Origin of the sequence: Gracilibacillus dipsosauri (genome assembly GCF_003176895.1) — a bacterium.
Classification (GTDB): domain Bacteria; phylum Bacillota; class Bacilli; order Bacillales; family Amphibacillaceae; genus Gracilibacillus; species Gracilibacillus dipsosauri.
In genome coordinates, this window is record NZ_QGTD01000001.1 from 95,581 (window position 1) to 114,572 (window position 18,992).

The 18,992-nt window shown below is 36.2% G+C and carries 24 protein-coding genes; 8 read left to right on the forward strand and 16 right to left on the reverse strand.

The annotated features are described in order from the left end of the window. Positions 1-30: 30 nt before the first annotated feature. The 3 genes from DLJ74_RS00475 to DLJ74_RS00485 form a co-directional block, all read right to left on the reverse strand. Positions 31-735: an MBL fold metallo-hydrolase gene (locus DLJ74_RS00475; protein WP_109982894.1), complete on the reverse strand. Its 705-nt coding sequence runs from the start codon at positions 733-735 to the stop codon at positions 31-33. A gap of 32 nt (positions 736-767) precedes the next feature. Beyond that, on the reverse strand, positions 768-1,667 hold the full coding sequence (locus tag DLJ74_RS00480; protein WP_181397402.1) for a nuclease-related domain-containing protein: 900 nt from the start codon (positions 1,665-1,667) through the stop codon (positions 768-770). Positions 1,668-1,916: 249 nt separating this feature from the next. Then, on the reverse strand, positions 1,917-2,417 hold the full coding sequence (locus DLJ74_RS00485; RefSeq protein ID WP_109982896.1) for a CarD family transcriptional regulator: 501 nt from the start codon (positions 2,415-2,417) through the stop codon (positions 1,917-1,919). 133 nt (positions 2,418-2,550) lie between these two features. Between DLJ74_RS00485 and DLJ74_RS00490 the strand changes: the two genes are divergently transcribed. The 3 genes from DLJ74_RS00490 to DLJ74_RS00500 all read left to right on the forward strand — a co-directional run bounded on the left by DLJ74_RS00490 (position 2,551) and on the right by DLJ74_RS00500 (position 4,577). Continuing rightward, positions 2,551-2,988 (forward strand): MarR family winged helix-turn-helix transcriptional regulator, encoded by a 438-nt coding sequence (locus DLJ74_RS00490; RefSeq protein WP_342767694.1) that lies wholly within the window; start codon positions 2,551-2,553, stop codon positions 2,986-2,988. A 258-nt stretch (positions 2,989-3,246) separates the two neighbouring features. Beyond that, complete coding sequence (locus DLJ74_RS00495) at positions 3,247-4,026, forward strand: Cof-type HAD-IIB family hydrolase (protein WP_109982897.1); 780 nt, start codon at positions 3,247-3,249, stop codon at positions 4,024-4,026. A gap of 125 nt (positions 4,027-4,151) precedes the next feature. Then, the gene (locus tag DLJ74_RS00500; RefSeq protein WP_054788739.1) at positions 4,152-4,577 is read left to right on the forward strand and encodes a DUF2935 domain-containing protein; all 426 of its coding nucleotides are present in this window, start codon (positions 4,152-4,154) and stop codon (positions 4,575-4,577) included. Between the two features lie 71 nt (positions 4,578-4,648). On the opposite strand, the gene DLJ74_RS00505 is transcribed toward DLJ74_RS00500, so the two are convergent. Continuing rightward, positions 4,649-4,867 carry a hypothetical protein gene (locus DLJ74_RS00505; protein ID WP_109982898.1) on the reverse strand — a complete coding sequence of 73 codons (219 nt, stop codon included), beginning with the start codon at positions 4,865-4,867 and terminating at the stop codon, positions 4,649-4,651. A gap of 217 nt (positions 4,868-5,084) precedes the next feature. Between DLJ74_RS00505 and DLJ74_RS00510 the strand changes: the two genes are divergently transcribed. Continuing rightward, entirely contained in the window at positions 5,085-5,594 is a 510-nt protein-coding gene (locus DLJ74_RS00510; protein WP_054788756.1) for a GNAT family N-acetyltransferase, read from the forward strand. A 68-nt stretch (positions 5,595-5,662) separates the two neighbouring features. On the opposite strand, the gene DLJ74_RS00515 is transcribed toward DLJ74_RS00510, so the two are convergent. The 5 genes from DLJ74_RS00515 to uvrA form a co-directional block, all read right to left on the reverse strand. After that, entirely contained in the window at positions 5,663-6,235 is a 573-nt protein-coding gene (locus DLJ74_RS00515; protein ID WP_054788737.1) for a hypothetical protein, read from the reverse strand. Beyond that, positions 6,232-6,426 carry a hypothetical protein gene (locus DLJ74_RS00520; RefSeq protein WP_054788736.1) on the reverse strand — a complete coding sequence of 65 codons (195 nt, stop codon included), beginning with the start codon at positions 6,424-6,426 and terminating at the stop codon, positions 6,232-6,234. Before DLJ74_RS00520 ends, DLJ74_RS00515 begins: the two co-directional genes overlap by 4 nt. Before the next feature lie 58 nt (positions 6,427-6,484). Then, complete coding sequence (locus DLJ74_RS00525; protein ID WP_054788735.1) at positions 6,485-6,796, reverse strand: CHY zinc finger protein; 312 nt, start codon at positions 6,794-6,796, stop codon at positions 6,485-6,487. A gap of 24 nt (positions 6,797-6,820) precedes the next feature. Then, positions 6,821-7,468, reverse strand: a complete 648-nt coding sequence (locus DLJ74_RS00530; RefSeq protein ID WP_109982900.1) for a pentapeptide repeat-containing protein — start codon at positions 7,466-7,468, stop codon at positions 6,821-6,823. Positions 7,469-7,564: 96 nt separating this feature from the next. Continuing rightward, a complete protein-coding gene (gene uvrA, locus DLJ74_RS00535; protein WP_109982901.1) occupies positions 7,565-10,021 on the reverse strand; it encodes an excinuclease ABC subunit UvrA in 2,457 nt (818 codons plus the stop codon). Positions 10,022-10,183: 162 nt separating this feature from the next. Here uvrA and DLJ74_RS00540 point away from each other — a divergent pair, with 162 nt between their 5' ends. Beyond that, positions 10,184-10,897 carry a MerR family transcriptional regulator gene (locus DLJ74_RS00540; RefSeq protein WP_109982902.1) on the forward strand — a complete coding sequence of 238 codons (714 nt, stop codon included), beginning with the start codon at positions 10,184-10,186 and terminating at the stop codon, positions 10,895-10,897. A 52-nt stretch (positions 10,898-10,949) separates the two neighbouring features. On the opposite strand, the gene DLJ74_RS00545 is transcribed toward DLJ74_RS00540, so the two are convergent. The 5 genes from DLJ74_RS00545 to DLJ74_RS00565 form a co-directional block, all read right to left on the reverse strand. After that, the gene (locus DLJ74_RS00545; protein WP_109982903.1) at positions 10,950-11,348 is read right to left on the reverse strand and encodes a RidA family protein; all 399 of its coding nucleotides are present in this window, start codon (positions 11,346-11,348) and stop codon (positions 10,950-10,952) included. A 26-nt stretch (positions 11,349-11,374) separates the two neighbouring features. Further along, positions 11,375-11,791, reverse strand: coding sequence for a VOC family protein (locus DLJ74_RS00550; protein ID WP_109982904.1), 417 nt, complete (start codon positions 11,789-11,791; stop codon positions 11,375-11,377). A 29-nt stretch (positions 11,792-11,820) separates the two neighbouring features. Further along, entirely contained in the window at positions 11,821-12,885 is a 1,065-nt protein-coding gene (locus DLJ74_RS00555) for a site-2 protease family protein (RefSeq protein ID WP_054788731.1), read from the reverse strand. 71 nt (positions 12,886-12,956) lie between these two features. Then, positions 12,957-13,577, reverse strand: coding sequence for a hypothetical protein (locus DLJ74_RS00560; protein ID WP_109982905.1), 621 nt, complete (start codon positions 13,575-13,577; stop codon positions 12,957-12,959). A 16-nt stretch (positions 13,578-13,593) separates the two neighbouring features. Beyond that, positions 13,594-14,427, reverse strand: coding sequence for a DUF7587 domain-containing protein (locus tag DLJ74_RS00565; RefSeq protein WP_109982906.1), 834 nt, complete (start codon positions 14,425-14,427; stop codon positions 13,594-13,596). A gap of 258 nt (positions 14,428-14,685) precedes the next feature. Between DLJ74_RS00565 and DLJ74_RS00570 the strand changes: the two genes are divergently transcribed. Further along, positions 14,686-15,336, forward strand: coding sequence for an SDR family oxidoreductase (locus tag DLJ74_RS00570; RefSeq protein ID WP_054788728.1), 651 nt, complete (start codon positions 14,686-14,688; stop codon positions 15,334-15,336). 83 nt (positions 15,337-15,419) lie between these two features. On the opposite strand, the gene DLJ74_RS00575 is transcribed toward DLJ74_RS00570, so the two are convergent. Beyond that, positions 15,420-16,334 (reverse strand): VOC family protein, encoded by a 915-nt coding sequence (locus tag DLJ74_RS00575; protein ID WP_109982907.1) that lies wholly within the window; start codon positions 16,332-16,334, stop codon positions 15,420-15,422. A 149-nt stretch (positions 16,335-16,483) separates the two neighbouring features. On the opposite strand from DLJ74_RS00575, the gene DLJ74_RS00580 reads away from it, so the two are divergent. Together DLJ74_RS00580 and DLJ74_RS00585 are read left to right on the forward strand one after the other, a co-directional pair. Continuing rightward, a complete protein-coding gene (locus tag DLJ74_RS00580) occupies positions 16,484-17,038 on the forward strand; it encodes a PadR family transcriptional regulator (protein WP_109982908.1) in 555 nt (184 codons plus the stop codon). Next, entirely contained in the window at positions 17,039-17,512 is a 474-nt protein-coding gene (locus DLJ74_RS00585) for a DUF4188 domain-containing protein (RefSeq protein WP_109982909.1), read from the forward strand. 25 nt (positions 17,513-17,537) lie between these two features. On the opposite strand, the gene DLJ74_RS00590 is transcribed toward DLJ74_RS00585, so the two are convergent. Continuing rightward, positions 17,538-18,821: an NCS2 family permease gene (locus tag DLJ74_RS00590; protein WP_109982910.1), complete on the reverse strand. Its 1,284-nt coding sequence runs from the start codon at positions 18,819-18,821 to the stop codon at positions 17,538-17,540. Positions 18,822-18,992: the final 171 nt, after the last annotated feature.

The window sequence follows — 18,992 nt, forward strand, 5'->3', positions numbered from 1 at the left end:
AAACGTTTGTTCTTATTTTAGCATAGTTTATTAGTATAGGAAAGCATTAGTTTTGGTATATTTTCCGCCATGGTAGCAATAATAGGTGTTCGCATCAAGTTTTTTTAATTTTGCTAATGACTTTTTTGCATCCTCCATATTTAAACAATAATCAGGATTAGCGATCATAAGCTTGTGATCCTGATGAACTGCGGCATCCCCTGTAATTACACTGTTTAAATGAGGGAAGAACAAAGAAATATGGCCTGATGTATGCCCTGGTGTGGCAACAACCTCACAACTTTTATCTAAGATTAGATCACCATTATAGACAACTCTATCAACTGAAACATGTTTCTGTTCTTTCAGTTGGCTTATAAACGATTTTCCAAACTCTTGGAGTTCTTTTGGCATGTGCTGTTGCATCTCTTCAGCTTGCTTCAACCTTTCAGATTTAACCTGCCCGCTAATGTATTTAGATTCTGTGTCACTTGCTATTATATTTATCCAAGGAAATTGATCCTTAAATTCTCGCAATGAACCGATATGATCCATGTCATAATGGGTAATAATAATATTTTTTAATTGACCTATTTGGTAGTGATTTTTAATGATCGCTTCCTCAATTAACTTTAAACAAAAGGGATATCCCGTATCCACTAAGGTGAGCTCACCCCTCGATTCTATTAAACTAGGATAAATATAATCCTTTTGGTCATTAAATTCGACTTTTATTGGTAATTCTATTATTTTCATTTCTTCACCTCTTTCAAAAATTGTCCATTATTTCACTTTCTCACAAAATACGCACCTTTATTAGCTCCCATTTTCTCAAAGTTTTTCTTAAGAACAGTTCTAATACTCCAATTAAGATCCATTTCACACCAATCGTGAATAATTTTAGTCGTTATTTTTTGATTTGGAAATAATATTTGAAATTCATCTATATTGCGTAAAATGACGTGCTGTAAGTTTTCTTTTTCTCCACATGCTCTACACGTACAACTATTTTTTGCTATATCCTTTAGTATTCCGGAACAGGAAGGGCAGCGCATTCCTTTTTTTAATTCATTGTAATGGTAATCAGGAAGTGTTTGTTGAGGGGATGTTTTTTTATTTAGGCTATGTAACTTGTCGGATAATTGCTGTAGAGACGGAGATAGTGGAATTGTTTGATTAAATTGTCTGATATACTGCCCTAACTGGGATGGTAAAATAATTTTATCCGTTCGAGGTGCATGAAAAAGTGTAAATTCGGGGTTCGGAAATACTGCAGTAGGTACTATTGGGGTGGTGAAGCCAAGTTGATGGAAAAGCTGCCTAAGCAAGGAGCTGGATCTTTTTAACTGAATAAGCGGATCATCCACTTCTTTCTCCGAAATATGATAGAGCTTTTCGTCTTGATCATAATATTCACCAATATAATTCTTTATTTCATACATATAAAACAGATTATTATATAGAAGCCCCTGATCTATTTGGAAAAACCTATCGTTATAATTTAAACAAAGATCTTTTAACAATATGTAACCACCTGGGAGTTGTTCTAGTAGATGATCAAAATAGACCTCCCCTTCATAACCTCTTTTTAAGCTCCTATACCTTCTTTTGTCTTTGCTAGAAAATCGCTTACGGTAAATAAGTGCTTCATAGACTTGCAATTCATGAGCTTTTTTACGCGCTGGCAAATGTATGCTCCTTTCTTTTCTAACATTCTATTATAAATACAAAAACAATGCTAGTGTTATCTGATTTAATTGTTAATGTTCGTGAGAATTTTATCTTGATTATTTTGCTTGATGACTACGGGATAACCAAGATATTTTGTTTTATCTTGGTTATTTTACTGGGTGACTGCGCGATGGCCAAGATATACTAATCTTTACATAAAAAAAAAATGCATAAAAGAGCTTACAAACTCTTCTACGCAGTGAATTCTATACCGTCTGTCTAATCATATTGTTCACTTTGCTGGCAATCTCCTCGTAGGTCGTGTCTAATGAGACAGCCAGCTCACTGAACATAATATTTTGTACTGATTCTAACAGCTTGTGATCCAAATCAGACACCTTGTGGCCGTTTTCTTTAGCCTTTATTTCTCTTTTCATTAGTGTATTTAAAATATTAGAAATCTTTTGGCGGTTTCCTGTATGAACATAACTCGTATATTTTTTATTGCGTTCTCTTGCATTGTCGATCCATTCCACACCTGGAAATTGGAACGAATGTAATATTTCCTTGGCTTCTTCTTTATTCATAACTGTCCACATGTTAGTTTGATTATCCTCAACAGGTGCACTAATCGTCAAATTTGGATCTTTTACTGGGTGCATCACATAGTAGGTTCTCTCTTTATCTCTAAACTTCTTTTCACAGATGTCGTCAATTTTACACAAACCATGTGTCGAATAGATAATCATATCTCCAACATTAAACATTTAGTCAAGCCTCCAACTAACATTTTGTCAACTTAGTTTACAATTATAGTATACGCCATTTTTAAAAAGATGTCAATCTAGTTGACAAAGGAGAGTGCTTTTTTTATAATTAGTTTCGAAAAAATGCGCAGGAGTGGTCTTGTTGAATGATGACTTACACAACCTCAGCTTATTCGATATGCTTAGCGAACGGCAAATACAGCTTCGTAAATTATTAGAAGATTTGCGAAATGATCATAGTGAAATAATTCTATCCAATTCCGAATGGTACATTCTCGCTAAAATCGATAAAAAGGAGCCAACGATAGCATCTGTTGCTAAGAATGTAGATATCTCGAGACAAGCAACACATAAATTCATTAAAAATCTGGCAGCAAAGGGATTAATAGAAATCATTGATGCCAAACATAACAAAAAAGAGAAATGTATTCGTTTAACCGATCTTGGTATAAGTTGCTATGAAAAAAATGAGGCATTAAAAAAAGAATTAGAGGATAAAATGGCCGTCAAAATTGGGGAAGAACAACTTCAATATTTAAAAAACATGCTCAAAATAGATTGGGGATTGTAATGGGTCTGCTCTAATAGCAGACCTTTTTTCTAGCATAAAGGTTGAACCTTACCATCACGCTAGCATGGCTATTACGCTGATAAGGTCAACAATATTTTAGAGGGGAGTTGGAAATCATTCCCCTCCTCTATTAGTCTAATTTATGAAACCAGTTTCAGATCAAGGAAAAACGAATATTTGACATGAAACGCGTTTCATAGCTTACACTAAGGATGGTAACCATACGACATCAAATATAAAAGGAAAGTGGGACAAGAAATGAAAGAACAAAGTGTTATATTTTTTGATATAGACGGAACATTATTAGACCATGATAAAAAATTGCCTCCTTCCACAAAAGAAGCGATTTTCCAATTAAAAGAGAATGGACATCTAGTTGCTATTGCTACAGGCCGTGCACCTTTTATGTACGAGGATTTGCGCGAAGAATTAGACATTGATACATTTGTGAGTTATAACGGGCAATATATTGTTTTAAACGGGGAAGTGCTACATACGAATCCATTAAATATCGATTCTTTAATTAAACTAACTGAAACTGCTCTTCACAATGATCATCCCGTTGTATTTATGGATCATGAAGATATGAAGGCGAATGTTCCTGATCACCCTCATGTCAAAGAAGGAATTGAGTCATTAAAGATCAAGCATTTTCCGACACATGATCCGTATTATTACGAAGGACGCGAATTATATCAATCTCTTTTATTTTGTCCAGAAGGGGAAGTGAAACAGTATAAAGATAATTTTCGCGATTTTGATTTTGTGAGATGGCATCCTTTATCTGTTGATGTCCTCCCTAAAGGTGGTTCAAAGGCAAAAGGGATCGAAAAGATTGTAGAAAAACTAAATATTCCAAAAGAAAGAATATATGCTTTTGGGGATGGCTTGAATGACATCGAAATGCTATCGACAGTAAACAACAGTGTTGCAATGGGAAATGCGGAGGAAAAAGTGAAAAATGTAGCAAAATATATTACAGAGTCTGTGGAGAATAATGGGATAGAACATGGGCTTAAGCTAGTTGGTTTACTATAATTACTAAAAACCCAATTTTGGAGACTTCTCTAGAATTGGGTTTTTTCATTTGCATCGGATCAAGTTCTAATCCTGTATCCTTTCGTATATGTATTTAATGATGTCAATAAGGATGGAGGGTTTTTATGCAATATTATTATGGGAATCAGATGCCACTTCGTGTCCTAGATGAAGCTGAGTTTTGGAAGCATCAAGAAGAAGAGCATACAGTCGTTATTAGAGAGCTCGTTAAAAATTTGGAGCAGCCATACGTTGATGCACTGAAAGAATGGGAGAAGGCTTTTGCTCAAACCCATCAGCAAGTAGTGAGGTATATTGAAACAGTTAACCGATCTGCTGGACAGGTTTCAGATGCACTTTATCAGGATATTTTGAAGCTAACCTCTTTTTGCCTTGAACAGAGTCAGCAATTTATAAACTTTTGTCGTACATTAATGGAAGAAAGTAAACCGATCAGCACCAATCAAACCGCTAAGGTCGTGTTGAATCATATTATTGTAGAATCAGAATACTTTATCGGGGTTGCCCAAACTATTTTATATCAAAAATAGAAAGTTACTTCCTTCTACCGCTTTTAAGGTGTTGTCCTTTATAGTCTAATTCTGTAAAGGGCTTTTTTACTTTATTTTAATTTTGCTGGAATAAAATATGCGATGGTTGCTGATAGAAAGGCTATGATTATGGGTTGGAATAAATGGATTTCCTGTGGAGAATTGACACCAAGACTGCGTACGTTTGCTATATATGGCGTATACCACAAAGTTAAAATCATTCCAGATATGAGTTGAAGTAAGGAATAGATGATTAAAAAACTTACAGCAAAAACTATATATTTCTTCACTTTTAAAAAACCTCTAATTTCACTTTATTTTATTCTTACCTAAGGGTTCGTACAGACGTTAAATAGATTTCAGTCTTCTAAGAAGCCAACTAGTATAGGCTAAAATTATCTATTACACATATTAATCTGTATTCGTTTTCATTGACTTACACCTTTTCTTTAAAATATACTTAAATTACCTAAGGAAAATTTAAAAGGGAGTGATTGCGTGAAAACTATGATAAGTAAATGTACACTTGATGACTTACGTCTTTTGCAGGATATTGCTACAGATACCTATAATGAAACATACAGCCATTTAAACACTCCAGAAAACATGAACGATTATTTAGAAAATGCCTTCAATGCTAATCAACTTACAAAAGAACTATCCAATGAATTTTCTTCTTTTTTATTCTTGTATTCCAATGATATTCTCATCGGTTATTTAAAAATTAATGAGGGACCAGCCCAAACCCGTGAAGTCGGGGAAAATGCTATGGAAATTGAACGAATTTACGTCAAACAAAAGTACCAAGACAAAGGTTTTGGTAAAACATTACTGCAGACAGCCATTGAGCTAGCCAAAGAGCATAACAAAAATGAAATATGGCTAGGTGTTTGGCGAAAGAACAAAAATGCCATTGAATTTCATAAGAGCAAAGGCTTTGAAATAAGAGGTCAATACTCTATCTTTATTGGTGATGAAGAAAAAGAAAACTATATTATGGTAAAAACCTTGAAATAGGTAGATTGAGAGAAGAGGATTTCTCTCTTCCTACTTCGTTTTTTTCAGCTATGGCATGCCACACTTCTCTAACTATATGAAGACCTAACCACATTTTCCTCTAATACCTTTTGTAGATTTTGCTCCATCTCCTCTGTCATCACAATACAGCTTATCGTTCGAAATCTTGACTTAATTTTTAACTCTTTTTTATCATTAATTTCTGAAGAAAAGCCATAATGCCTACTGTTTACATCTATCGGAACAAATTCAAATGACTTTATTTTTTCCCATCGAATAAACTGATTCCCACTAAGAATCCCTTTATTTGTGATAGAAAACAACTGAAACAAATCATTGGAATGAAGTAAAGGGATAAAGAAAAAGGGGTACAAATAGAAATTAAATTCATCGTGAAAAATGGCCAGGATAAACAGCGTTGTTGCTAATACTAGTGTAAAAGCATATAGGATGATCCCCCATTTTTGTGTGGAAAGGGTCGGGGGTTTTATTTCTCTACGTTCAGAGTTTTTAATGGAAGCCATCTCCTCATCTGTTAGCGGCATAATTACACCTTGATTCATTTTCTTTAAAAGGACGATTAACTTATAGCTATGATATCCGATAAATAGAAGAAATAATAGACTCATTAATATTCTCATGCGCCATCACCTCTTGTCTTGTAAAAGTTGGAAACCATTAATAGAATTATTCCTATGATCATGAGTGGTATTGCAGAAAAGCCTAACATATTCTCTTGAATTCCTAACGTGCTATGAAAGGTAATGCCAAAAGCCACTAACCATATTCCGATAAAGAATAATGTTTTACTCTTTTTGCGATGTTTCTCCATCTTAATTCCCCCGTATTAATATACGAATAACTCAAGGCTTTCGTTTCATAAAACTTCGCTATTCAAAATACAGATGGTAGTGGTTTTCACATCTTTCATTGAATCTCGACTTACAATGTAAACAATGATTTGTATTTATGTACTGATTAATCGTTAGTTCTACTCCACAGACTCCACAGATTATCGCTTTTTCCTCTCTTTCCTTTGCGCTCCATAGTTCAATCGAATGATTTTCACATTCTTGATGACATTTATAGCATGGATAAAATTTATGACAACATTTAAATTTTATCGCAATAATATCCTTTACATTATGATAATGTTTACAGCGAGTTTGGTTATCTACAGTAAGTCCATAGATTTTTGGCATGTTGTTCACCTCATTAAACGTATTTTATTGCTTTACTTTTAACCCTAACAATCGAGAAAAACCAATAGCTTGTTCAGGTGAAACTACACATCCTTCTAGACTTTCCATCGAAACATTCATTCTATCAAATGTACAAGTACTAATATCAATGCCTTTAAGCACCGTTTGATGGAAATCGACCTCATTCATATCACTCTTCTGAAACTCCACATTGATAAATTTACTATGATAATAATTAGCATTTTGTAAGGAGGTCTGATCAAATATTACTTGATTTAAACGAGACTCCGCAAAACTACTGAACCTCGCGATACATCCCTCAAAGGATACATTCCCTAACGAGCTTTCCGAAAAATCCACACCTAATAATTTACAATCCTTAAACGCAACTCTATGTATCGATCCCTGTCTCAAATTAACATTTGATAGATCACAATTTTCAAAGATCACATCCGTCAAGTCTGCCCTTTCCAAAGAAACACTCGGAAAGGTCACTCCTTTAAAAATAACCTTGGATATCATCACAGGATAAAAATTTTTACTACTTATCATGCTATTAGATATCTTACAATTTGATAATTCCAGCTCTTCTTTTGTGAAAATATCCCCTTCCTTCCCTTCTTCTAAATCAAAAGGGATTTCAGGTAATTTGATTTTAAAGTTTTTTGTCATAACAACACCTCTTTGCACCATTATAACAAAAATTTATTGAATGATAGATCCAAAAAAAAGCTGAACTTTACGAAGCTCAGCTCGGTGAAACTCTGCCTATAAGTACTTTCCGGTATAGGAAGTTTGATTTTCTCTTATCGTTGCTGGTGTTCCTTCGGCTATAATTTGACCTCCATTTACTCCTCCTTCGGGACCTAGATCAATCACCCAATCTGCCGCTCTAATCATTTGGCTATTATGCTCCACCATAATAACCGTATTTCCTGCATCCACTAATCTATCTAATAGCTTTAGTAATTGAACAGTATCATTGGGATGTAATCCTGTTGTAGGTTCATCTAATAAATATAAGGATTTTTTATTCCCTTGTTTCAGGAGCTCCTTAGCCAGCTTCAATCGTTGTCCTTCTCCACCTGAGAGGGTAGTTAAGGATTGGCCTAATTTCAGATATCCAAGACCAATCTCCACTAGTAAATCAAGAACGTATTTCACCTTTCTCTCCTTGTTGAAAATCGTTAAACAATCATGAACAGAGCTTTCCAATATATCATTAATGGAATGCTCCTTATATTTTACTGAAAGGATCTCCTTCTTAAATCTCTTTCCATGACAAACAGGACAAATTACCTCTAAATCCTCGAAGAATAGCATGTTTGTTGATACATAACCTAATCCTTGGCAATTTTCACAACGTCCACCGACTGTATTAAAAGAAAAATGCTTTGCTGTCAGCTTGTTCTCTTTCGCTACTGTTAACTGAGAAAATAGCTTTCGAATTTCAGTAAACACTTCTATATATGTTGCAATATTAGACCGTTTCATTCTACTTAGTGGTGACTGACCGACTGTTATCATTTGATCAAAATATTGAAGGCCTGTAACCTTCTCAAAGCCTTCGTGGATTTTGTCGTTCCCTTTTGCTAATACATCAAAAACAAGCGATGATTTCCCTGAACCTGATACACCTGTAACTGCTGTAAGACATCCAATTGGAAAGGAAGTGGTTATATCCTTTAGATTATGAACATTGGCATGATGTACCGTTATTTTCTTACCAATCCCTTGCCGGAAATCACTCACCATTTTGTGCTCTTCCCGTAAATATTTCCCTGTCACGGAAGCTTCCTGTTCCATTAATTCCTGTAAGTTTCCCTCGCCAACGATTGCTCCTCCCATTTTACCTGCACCTGGACCCATATCTATGATATAGTCTGCATGCTTCATCACGTCTACGTCATGCTCGATGACTAAGACTGTATTACCTAAATCTCTAAGCTTTTTCAATACACTTAACAGTCCTAAGGTGTCCTTCGGATGTAACCCTACAGTAGGTTCATCCATGATATAAAGTACCCCTGTTAATGCAGAATCGAGAAGGGCTGAAAGTCTTAACCTTTGTACTTCTCCTCCCGATAGGCTTATCACTTGGCGATCCAACGTCAAATATCCCAATCCTATTTTGATAATTCTTGTAAGCTTTGTCTCTAAATCTTGTATAAACGTCTTAGTGATCGAATAACTTTCTACATCTAATGACTTCTCTAGACTTTTGCTCCATTTTAGCATTTCCTCTAAAGAATGGTTTACGAGGTGTGTAATCGTTTTATCTGCTACCTTAACCCTTCGGCTAGTTTCGTTTAACCTTTCTCCTTTACAATCAGGACATGTCTGGGAATAAAAATAATTTTCAGCTTCTGCAGAGGCTCCAGCCTTTTCCGTAAACCTTCTCCACATTCCTGTTAATACACCTTCAAATTTGCCTTTATCAACCGTTTTTGGAGGCTTAACAGTAGGGAAATATTTCTTCACTTCCTCACTTTCGACACCATAATATAAAATTGCCTTTTGGGCAGGGGTATAGTCTTTTAGAGGTAGTTGTTCTTGAAGTGATATACCGTAATAGTTCATCGCAGCTTTTACAATAGATACCTGATAGTCTGCATAGCGCCCTTTCCATATATCTACGGCTCCATTTTCAATCGAATGTGCTTGATGGAAGAGAGATTCTTTATGAATATCGACGACTTCTCCTAGACCTTTACAAGTAGGGCAGGCTCCTTCAGTGGTATTGTAAGAGAAATGCGTTCGAGTCAATTTTTCCATTCGATGCTGACATTTCGGGCAATGAATATATTCTCGAAAGCTATTTTCTTCTTTCTCTATTTCCTCTTCATTCCAAGTTGGCTCTATCTCATACTGACAAACAGAACATCTCCTCCTACCAATTTTCTCAAAAATCATCCGTAGACTTGTATACATATCTGTTACGGTTCCAACTGTTGAGCGAGGATTCTTATTGGCAATTTGTTGGTTAATACTGATGGATGGAGAAAGCCCACTCATGAATTCTACTTTCGGTTTATCAATTCCTTGTAAGCCCATGGATTCTAGATATTGCCTCTGACATTCTTTAAATAATGTATCTATTGCCAAGGTAGACTTTCCTGATCCGGAAGGACCTGTTAGGACAATGAGTTGATTTTTTGGAATAGATACTGACAGGTCCTTTAAATTATTTTCTTTTGCCCCATTTACCACGATTACATTTTCCAAAACTATCTCCTCCAATATCTTTTCTATTTCAAGCATACAACATTTATGCAAGTGCAAAGTTTTGATAGCAATGCTATTATTATAATAGGCTTAAAATGAATCAAACCCGTCATGGGGTTACAATGTTTTAATTGAATCTTTTAAAGAAAAGAGAGGACTCCTATGGAATTAAGACCGATAGACATTGCTCGAGAGCTAGACGTAGGAACCAGTGCCTTACGGCATTATGAAAAATGGGGTATTGTTCCACCAGCCAAACGGAAGGCAAATGGGTATCGTGTTTATACGGAAGTACATGAAGCCTATTTCAAATGTATACGCGCTATGTATCCAGGGTTTGGGATGGCCACAGTAAGAAAAGTTATGCCTATGATTCAGCAAAATAAGTTTACGGAAGCTTTATGGGAAGTAAATAGAGTCCAAGCAAATTTATATGAAAATAAACAACAAGCAATAAAGGCATTAGATATATTAAAACCTGATAATATGGAGAGCTTTTTGAATAGGCAAAATAAAAACCTGTATAACATTGGGGAAGTAGAGAGGGAAATTAAAGTCCCAGCCACTACGATTCGGCATTGGGAAAAAGAGGGCTTAATTAAACCTGTTAGGGACGCTGAGAATGGCTATCGAATGTATAGTCGTGACGATATTCGTAAATTATTAATCATTCGAACCGTTCAATCATCGGTATATTTCCTTGATAGTGTTCGAGAGATACTAGATAGAATCAATCAGCTTAACGTCACAGAGGCAAGAAAAATCACCATGGATTCTTTAGTGTATATGGATTATCAAATTGAGCAGCAACTTCGTGGTGCGCATTACTTATATCGATTAATCAAATTACTGAAGAAAAAAGAAAAAGAGGCATAAGTTAAAACCATGAACTATCTTTTCGATATCCCATGGTTTCAGTAATTTATGTTTATGCTTCAAGCTTAGCTGCCCATAACTCGATTTCGATCTTTATCTCGGGCAAGCCCAATTCAGTGATATACCCTATGGTCATTGATGGATAGTCTGTAGTAAATAACTGCCCCCATTGGGTATAAAAGAAATCCCAATCTATCCTTTCTGTTGCCCATATGTTCACTTTAATAATGTTTGTTGCATCTAATCCTTCAGATTTCAAAAAGGCTTTGATATTACTAAATGTGTTACTCACTTGGTCATTGATGGTAGGAGGAATATTCCCTTCTTGGTCTACCCCTATTTGTCCGGATGTTACGAATAACTCAGCATTTTTAGGAATTCTCGTAATATGTGTGTAATTACCTACAGGTGGTGGCATATTTGACGGGTTTTTTCTCGTAATTTTTTGCATCTTATCGCCTCCTTAGATAAATTTTATTAAAACTCCCATTCCGGATTCCAGACTACCTCCCAAAGATGTCCATCTGGATCTTGAAAGTAACCGGAATATCCTCCCCAAAAGGTGTTACATGCCTTTAGTGTAATGGTGGCTCCCGCTTTTTCTACGAGTTCCATGATTTGATCTACTTCTTCTTTACTGCTTACATTGTGTCCAATCGTAAATTCTGTCGGACTGTTTGCTGTTTTTGTAACCTTTGCATCGTGAGCAATAGCTTCTCTATTCCATAATGCTAATTTAAGTCCAGATTGCAGATCAAAAAAAGCGACAGCACCGTGCTCGAATTCTTCTCCTACTATTCCCTCTGTATGCAAACCTAATCCATCTCGATAAAAGGATACTGCCTTTTCTAAATCATCTACTCCTAATGTAAGAACTGAAATTCGCGGTTCCATAAATCAACATCTCCTTAGGGTTTAATTGGTTACATCATTTGCTCCAGTTCAGGTTGCATTGCACTTGTTAGAACTATAGATAGTTGTTCCTCAGCATAGTAAAAGCCAAATTGCCCTTTGCCTTTCTCTATTTCCTTCATTACTTCGGATAATTGGATTCTTACCTGCTCATTATCCCCGTTCAGCTTGGCGCGAATTGCTTCACTCCTTTTATAACTGATAGGTTCAAAGGAATTCATAAGCCGATGCAATCGGTCAAATTGTACCTTATCCTCCTCCTTATTTACTACCATATCGATCTGCTTAATTTGGTTGATAAATTGTAATGTGAATTTATTTTTCTTTGTTATAGGTATCTGCTTAAATGGTTCAATCAAATTAGAAGCTGTGTCGTAATTTTTCGTGACAAGCGTATAATAAAAGAGAATATGTGCAACCGAAATATTATCAATGGTTGGTTCCAATGTCTTAGCCTGTCTGATTAAATCCTTTGACCAGTCCCTGGGATGTAATGGAGTCATCATTTCCTTAATTAATAATAAAGAAATTAGAAATTCATCTGAATGTTTCCCACCTCTCCATAGCTCCCACAATATACGACCATCGGATTTTAAGGACCCTTGATATGGCAAAATGGTTAAAACGAATACACTTAAATTAAAAATACCAAAGTAGTATACCATATCGATGTTCATGAACTCTCCAGTAAGTAAACTGATCATACCGACTACTACTGAAAAAATAGGGCCACCCGCTGCATACCATTTATGCTGTCGGGCGATCGTTTCTAAATCTTTGGCCAATGGTGTGCAGTTCGAAACTCCACCAAAACTGAACCAGCTGTCATTGACGCTTATACGTAACCGATCTGTTTTTTCAATGGTGATGGGACCAACTGTGACATAATTGAATTTGTAACCTGACCATATTCCAAATACAACGTGTCCTAACTCATGAATGAATAAAGTAAAGAATAAAAGAGCTGCACACATACCGATCAAATTAGCTGTTTCTGCGTAGTTGGTAAAGTTAAACAGTCCAATAAGCATGGCTGAAATAATTACGATGCCAAAAGGCTTCATGATGTCATTCATTATTTGTTTCTCCTCTAGAATGTATTTTCATTTGTGAAGGTTATGGTCTACCATTATCGACTCAATGATTACTAACCTACAATTAAATCAAAAAATCTTTCATATGCATCATATATCTTGTCCGCTTCCACCTGATCCTGAAATTCATCTTCATATTTATAAACAAAGAGATCCATTTCATAAAGGGAAATCAGAATTCTGACAAGTGGCTTCGGCATTGTATCCCAGAAGAATATTTTGTCATCGATAGTCGTCAATTCTTCCAGGATCTCTTCGAATTGTTCTTCATCCAAGCCCTTTCCTTGTTGGAGTTTTTCAAAAAAGCCCCCGCCCTTTTCCATTTGTTCCATGAGACTTGACATAACTTTTTCCTTTGCTTTGTCCGATATTTGATCACAAGCAAGACCCTTCTGCCTCAAGGTGCTGATATTTGCTGCAGCATCCCGTATTCTCTCGGATTCTTCTCCTGAATAATTTCTGGAAAAGTTATAAAGCTCACCACAGACTTCCATGACTGACTGTACGGCATCTTGTGGAATAGAGTCTTTATCACTCCATTGCTCTATCAATAGTGAAAACGACCTTTTCATATTTTCATATTCCTTCTCATCCATGCCATTACCCATCCGCAGTTTAACAAGCAAATTTATCTCCGATTCAATAAAATGTTCCAATAATGTTAATTGGTCCATATTGACACCCCTTTTGTTAATTCATAAACTCGGAAGGACGACCGATTAACTCAAATGCTTCCTTAGGAATAAATTTTTCAACAAGTACCTCCTGTGAACTATTCGCATAATTCCGGACCATTTGAAATGGTTTACCAGCCTTGGTGACTAGATACTTTTCTTGTATTTCGGGGTCTGTTAAATCATAGTATTTATTAGTAACCTTATTCAAATCAATTCGTACTATCCGAAGATCCTGTGGCTTCCTGTCATTATTTATATCATACCTAGCATTGTCGAGGGCAACATCAAAGCTTTTGGTTGTGGAAATAAATTGAGAGCCTTTAAAATTCTCCTTACTTCCATTTCTCACATGTCCAGCAATACTCATATTTCTATCCGGCCTTCTAGCCTTTATACCCTCGGAGATATCCTGCTTATCTGGTAAAACACGGTAAACAATCTTTTCCCCTGACTTTGGCTTTATACCAATTTTTTTCAACAGATCATCTGCCTGATTTACCTTTTCTTGAATCTCCTCTACTCCATCAGAGGAATAAGTATTTCCACTCGAAAAAGAAGATATAGCTTCATCTACTGTTCCTATCAGTTCCCCTATATAATTGACAATACCCTTAACCGTCTCTTCTACACCGTCAATCGTATTCTCAATACTATCTCCAACTGAACCGAACCAATCAGTTACAGGCTCCAGAAATCCTCCATCTGCTTCAACAGAGCTAACAGTGGCTAATGTTGAGATATCAGCAAGAGGTGCTCTCTCCGCTGATGTGTTTATTGGCTGCATAAAAGGAAAAAGCATAAGTGCAATGAAGAAACAGAGCAGATATGGTTGTTTAATTTTCTTCAACTTTCTTTCCTCCTAACTATTAAATGTGATCGATTCATCCATCTAGAATATGAACTCAGATGATAACGTTTCATTCTATGTATGATTAATTACACTCTTTATAATAGAAAAGATTTCAAGTAAAGTCTATGTAATTTATACATATAATAAAATTTAGTATTTTTTTCCTAATAAGCCTTTTCTAAGTAAGCGCAAGATTATTAATTTATCATTAATTAGGTTAAAATAATAAATAGAACATGTAGAAAGGGTGAAAAAATGAAAGTTTTAGTTATTGGTGCTAATGGACAAATCGGTAAACATCTGGTTTCCTTTATTCAGGAAAATGACAAGCTAGAGGCAAGGGCTATGATTCGTGATGAAAAACAGGCTCCTTATTTCAAAGAATTAGGTGCAGAAATAGCGGTAGTAGATCTAGAAGATGAAATAGAAGCCATTGCAAAAGCTGCAGATGGAGTCGATGCTATCGTCTTTACTGCCGGATCTGGTCCAAACACAGGGAAGGATAAGACACTGATGATCGACTTAGATGCTGCTGTGAAAACAATGGAAGCAGCGAAAGAAGCGAAAGTTAAACGATATATTATGATCAGTTCCTTTGATACCACTCGTGAAGCTATTCAATCTGCTCCAGAGTCCTTTGCTCCATATGTAGTGGCGAAGCATTATGCAGATGAATGGCTTAAATCCACTAACCTAGACTATACCATTATACACCCTGGGTTATTAACAAATGATTCTGGAAAAAATAAAGTTGAGCTTGCAACAACGGTAGCAAGAGGAGAAGTTCCTCGAGAAGACATTGCGAGAGTTATTGTAGAAAGTTTAATCAATGATTCCACGATCGGGAAGGAATTCCAGGTTGTTGGTGGAAGCACCCCTGTCGAGGAAGCAGTAAAATCTGTCTAACTAAAGTGAAATCAAGTGCTTGTGAAAGGACCCCCTAAAAAAGGGGGTTATTTTCACCTTGTGTATTTATACACATCTACTGATTATCCCTTATACACTTTTTTCAATTCTGCCAGATCGAGCTTCTTCATTTTAAGTGTTGCTTGATTCAGTCGATTGATTTGTTCTGCAGTGCTATTATTCATCATCTCATCCATTTCTCTCGGTACGATTTGCCAAGACACTCCAAACTTATCCTTTAACCAACCACATTGTTCGGACTCAGGAACAGCCGATAGCTTATCCCAATAGTCATCAATTTCTTCTTGCGTATCGCAATATACCATAAAGGAGATCGCCTCATTGAATTGGAAGTCATGATCCATTGCACTATCCATTGCAGTAAACCAATGATCTAATAGCATGAAATCTGAAAACATAACCGTCCCTTCTTTATCAAGCTCCATGCCTTCAGGATAGCGATAAATCTGTCCCCAATTTGTGCTCTTAAAGGTAGACACATAAAAGTCAACGGCTTCCTCAGCTTTCCCACACACCTCACCAACAAACATAAGCGAAGGTAAAATAGCAGGCCTTTCTTCTCCATCAGGATTAGTCAGGATTAACTGCCACGATACACCATACTTATCTTGAATCCAGCCGTACATTTCGCTAAACGGATACTTATCTAAAGGCATTAGCTCAGAACCACCTTCAGATAATTTGTTCCAAACCTCCTCGAGTTTCTCACGAGCGTTGGCTTCTCGTGATGGATCAAAATTAACGGTAAATGAAATAGATGGATTGAATTGGAAATAAGGACCTGCGCTGATAGCCATAAACCTCTGTCCCCATAATTCAAATGAGACTAAGTTAGCGTCACCTGATGGGGTATCATTCAATGTCGTACTGTTTGTCATGTTTGATTCAGGAAAAATCGACGTATAAAACTTTGCTGCTTCAGCGGCCTCCTTATCAAACCACAAATGTGGAACAATATTTTTCTTTAATTTTGTCATTATTCTCCCTCCTTTATGTGCATATTCTATCATAGCTATTGACAGACTATTTCTTTTCTATTGCTATGTTAAAAAAGACATTGACTTAACGTTCATTTTACATGTATTATATATCTAAAAGATACATATCATTTAGATAGGGGTATTCCATGAAAAAATATAATCATACAACATATGCCATTCTTGGTATATTAACGACTGAATGCAGAACGGGGTACAGTATCAAACGACTCATCGATCAAAGTCTAAATCATTTCTGGAAAATTAGTTATGGGCAAATTTATCCTACTCTGAAACGAATGGTGGAAGAGGGATTAGCAACCGTAAAAACACTCACAGAAGGTGGTAAACCTGATCGACATGAATATTCACTAACTTCAAAAGGGGAAGCTGCCTTGAAGGAATGGTTGGAGCAGCCAATCGAACAAATACCTCACGAGCGAAATGAAGTATTACTAAAATTATTTTTCGGAAGACACCAAACAAAAGAAAATACATTATTACAGCTGGAAACTTATAAGCAAAAATTAACGGAAACCTATGAAACCTATCAGGCTATTGAAAAGATGATCAAATCCAATCATCAACATCATGAGGATGTGACCTATTGGTTACTTACTTTAGATTACGGGAAACGGGTGGCAACAGCTGCGATGGAATGGTGTGATACGACTCGAGATTATTTTAAAAAGGAGGAAGAGTAAATGGCAAAGCACATTTATAAAGGTCGATTTACAACAGAAAACCAGGAAGATTTAGTAGTATTTCTTATTGGAATGAGGATAAACAAACGCTATCTATTCCATCGTTGGTTACCTGTCTTTACTGCTATGCCTGGGATGATTAAGGAACTCTATTCGAATAAAGAGGAGCTAGGGTTTCTATCAATGGAAAGTTATTTTGGTTTAAGAACAACTGTTATGATTCAATATTGGCGGTCTCTCGATGATTTATTGGCATATGCAAAAGGTGAAAAACATTTGAAAGCATGGGAAAGCTTCAACAAGAAGATTGGAAATAATGACTCTGTTGGGATCTACCATGAAACCTATGAATTGAAAAAGCAACAGTATGAATCTGTATATGGAAATATGCCGTTATACGGACTAGGGAAGGCGATGAAGCATATTCCAATTACAAAAGAAATAATTACCGCAAAAAAGCGACTTAATCGTTAGAAAAAAGCCTCCGAATCTCGGAGGCTTAACTAATAAATTGTAATATAAAAGTGAGTAAAAATAGACAAGCGATCATATAAAGGGTGAAGGATACGTTTCTTTTTTTCCCTGTCGCTAATTTTAACATCACATACAAGATGAATCCCATTGCTATACCATCTGCAATACTGTACGTAAAAGGGATCATGATCATCATAAAGATGGCTGGAAATGTCTCGGTCATATCCTGAAAGCTTAAATTCCGTATATTTTGTACCATAATTGCCCCAACAATGATTAAAATCGGTGCAATAGCATTTGCTGGAATGATATTCATATATGGAATCAGAAAAATCGTACCGAGAAAAAGTATTCCTGTTGTGATCGACGTAAGCCCTGTTCTACCACCTGCCGCAATTGCAGCAGTAGATTCAGCTGTGGATACAGTTGGACTTGAACCAAAAATACCAGATAGCATCGAGGCAATACTGTTTGCTTGAAAGGCCTTTTTAAACTTTTCTGGTCCTTTAGCTAAGTCTAACTGACCTGCGACTAATCCCATATTTTCAAAGACGATCACCATCGTAATGGAAAATACAGAGATAACAAAAGGCAATGATAAACTGTTTTCTAGCGAAAACGCTCCAAATACTTGGCTGTATTCCTGCAAGGAGAAAGCCTGATTCGTAAGTGGAGGCATTACATCAAGCAAAAAGGCGATACTTATCCCAACGAAAATCGTCCAGAGAAAATGCCCTTTTACATTGCGAACAAACAAAACAAAAGCGATAATTAACGTTAATATCGTTGCTAATACGACAGGATCACTTAAATCGCCCATCGCAATAATCGATTGATCGCCTTGTTCTATTAAGCGCCCCTTCTCCAGTCCGATCAATATGAGGAAAAATCCTATCCCTATGGTTATAGCTTCCTTTAACGAACTAGGAATCGCTTTGTTGATTACCTGCGTTAATTTAGAAAAAGCTATCAATAGGAAGATAATTCCGGAAACTACTGTGACACCAAGTGCCTCCTGCCAGGCTAACCCCATCGACTGTACCAAGGTATAGGTAAACATCGCATTAATTCCCATCCCAGGGACCACTAGGATCGGTGCATTGGCCCATAATCCCATTAGGAGACACCCTACAAATGATGTCATGATGGTAGCCACAATGGCACCTTGTAGAGGGATCCCTGCCTCTGACAAAATCAGCGAATTAACCGCAATAATGTATACAATCGTGAAAAAACCGATAAATCCTGCTGTTATCTCCTGTTTAACACTTGTCTCGTGTTGTTTTAATTGAAATAAGGATTTTTTCATTCCATTTCCTTCTATTTAATTATCCCTCTCCCAACCCGCTCTCCTCTATGCTTTCTTATACCAAAATAAATAGCAAAGAAAAGAGAGCCAACTTACATTTTAGTAAAAATGGAGCATTTGTCAACTACTTAAGACGATAAACAATGAAAGCAAACAACCCTTTAGAAGTTT

Coding starts and splice junctions, on each gene's coding strand:
- DLJ74_RS00475 (WP_109982894.1), bottom strand. CDS start 735: ATGAAAATAATAGAATTACCAATAAAAGTCGAATTTAATGACCAAAAG.
- DLJ74_RS00485 (WP_109982896.1), bottom strand. CDS start 2,417: ATGTTTAATGTTGGAGATATGATTATCTATTCGACACATGGTTTGTGT.
- DLJ74_RS00495 (WP_109982897.1), top strand. CDS start 3,247: ATGAAAGAACAAAGTGTTATATTTTTTGATATAGACGGAACATTATTA.
- DLJ74_RS00500 (WP_054788739.1), top strand. CDS start 4,152: ATGCAATATTATTATGGGAATCAGATGCCACTTCGTGTCCTAGATGAA.
- DLJ74_RS00510 (WP_054788756.1), top strand. CDS start 5,085: ATGATAAGTAAATGTACACTTGATGACTTACGTCTTTTGCAGGATATT.
- DLJ74_RS00515 (WP_054788737.1), bottom strand. CDS start 6,235: ATGAGAATATTAATGAGTCTATTATTTCTTCTATTTATCGGATATCAT.
- DLJ74_RS00520 (WP_054788736.1), bottom strand. CDS start 6,426: ATGGAGAAACATCGCAAAAAGAGTAAAACATTATTCTTTATCGGAATA.
- DLJ74_RS00525 (WP_054788735.1), bottom strand. CDS start 6,796: ATGCCAAAAATCTATGGACTTACTGTAGATAACCAAACTCGCTGTAAA.
- DLJ74_RS00530 (WP_109982900.1), bottom strand. CDS start 7,468: ATGACAAAAAACTTTAAAATCAAATTACCTGAAATCCCTTTTGATTTA.
- DLJ74_RS00540 (WP_109982902.1), top strand. CDS start 10,184: ATGGAATTAAGACCGATAGACATTGCTCGAGAGCTAGACGTAGGAACC.
- DLJ74_RS00545 (WP_109982903.1), bottom strand. CDS start 11,348: ATGCAAAAAATTACGAGAAAAAACCCGTCAAATATGCCACCACCTGTA.
- DLJ74_RS00550 (WP_109982904.1), bottom strand. CDS start 11,791: ATGGAACCGCGAATTTCAGTTCTTACATTAGGAGTAGATGATTTAGAA.
- DLJ74_RS00555 (WP_054788731.1), bottom strand. CDS start 12,885: ATGAATGACATCATGAAGCCTTTTGGCATCGTAATTATTTCAGCCATG.
- DLJ74_RS00560 (WP_109982905.1), bottom strand. CDS start 13,577: ATGGACCAATTAACATTATTGGAACATTTTATTGAATCGGAGATAAAT.
- DLJ74_RS00570 (WP_054788728.1), top strand. CDS start 14,686: ATGAAAGTTTTAGTTATTGGTGCTAATGGACAAATCGGTAAACATCTG.
- DLJ74_RS00575 (WP_109982907.1), bottom strand. CDS start 16,334: ATGACAAAATTAAAGAAAAATATTGTTCCACATTTGTGGTTTGATAAG.
- DLJ74_RS00580 (WP_109982908.1), top strand. CDS start 16,484: ATGAAAAAATATAATCATACAACATATGCCATTCTTGGTATATTAACG.
- DLJ74_RS00585 (WP_109982909.1), top strand. CDS start 17,039: ATGGCAAAGCACATTTATAAAGGTCGATTTACAACAGAAAACCAGGAA.
- DLJ74_RS00590 (WP_109982910.1), bottom strand. CDS start 18,821: ATGAAAAAATCCTTATTTCAATTAAAACAACACGAGACAAGTGTTAAA.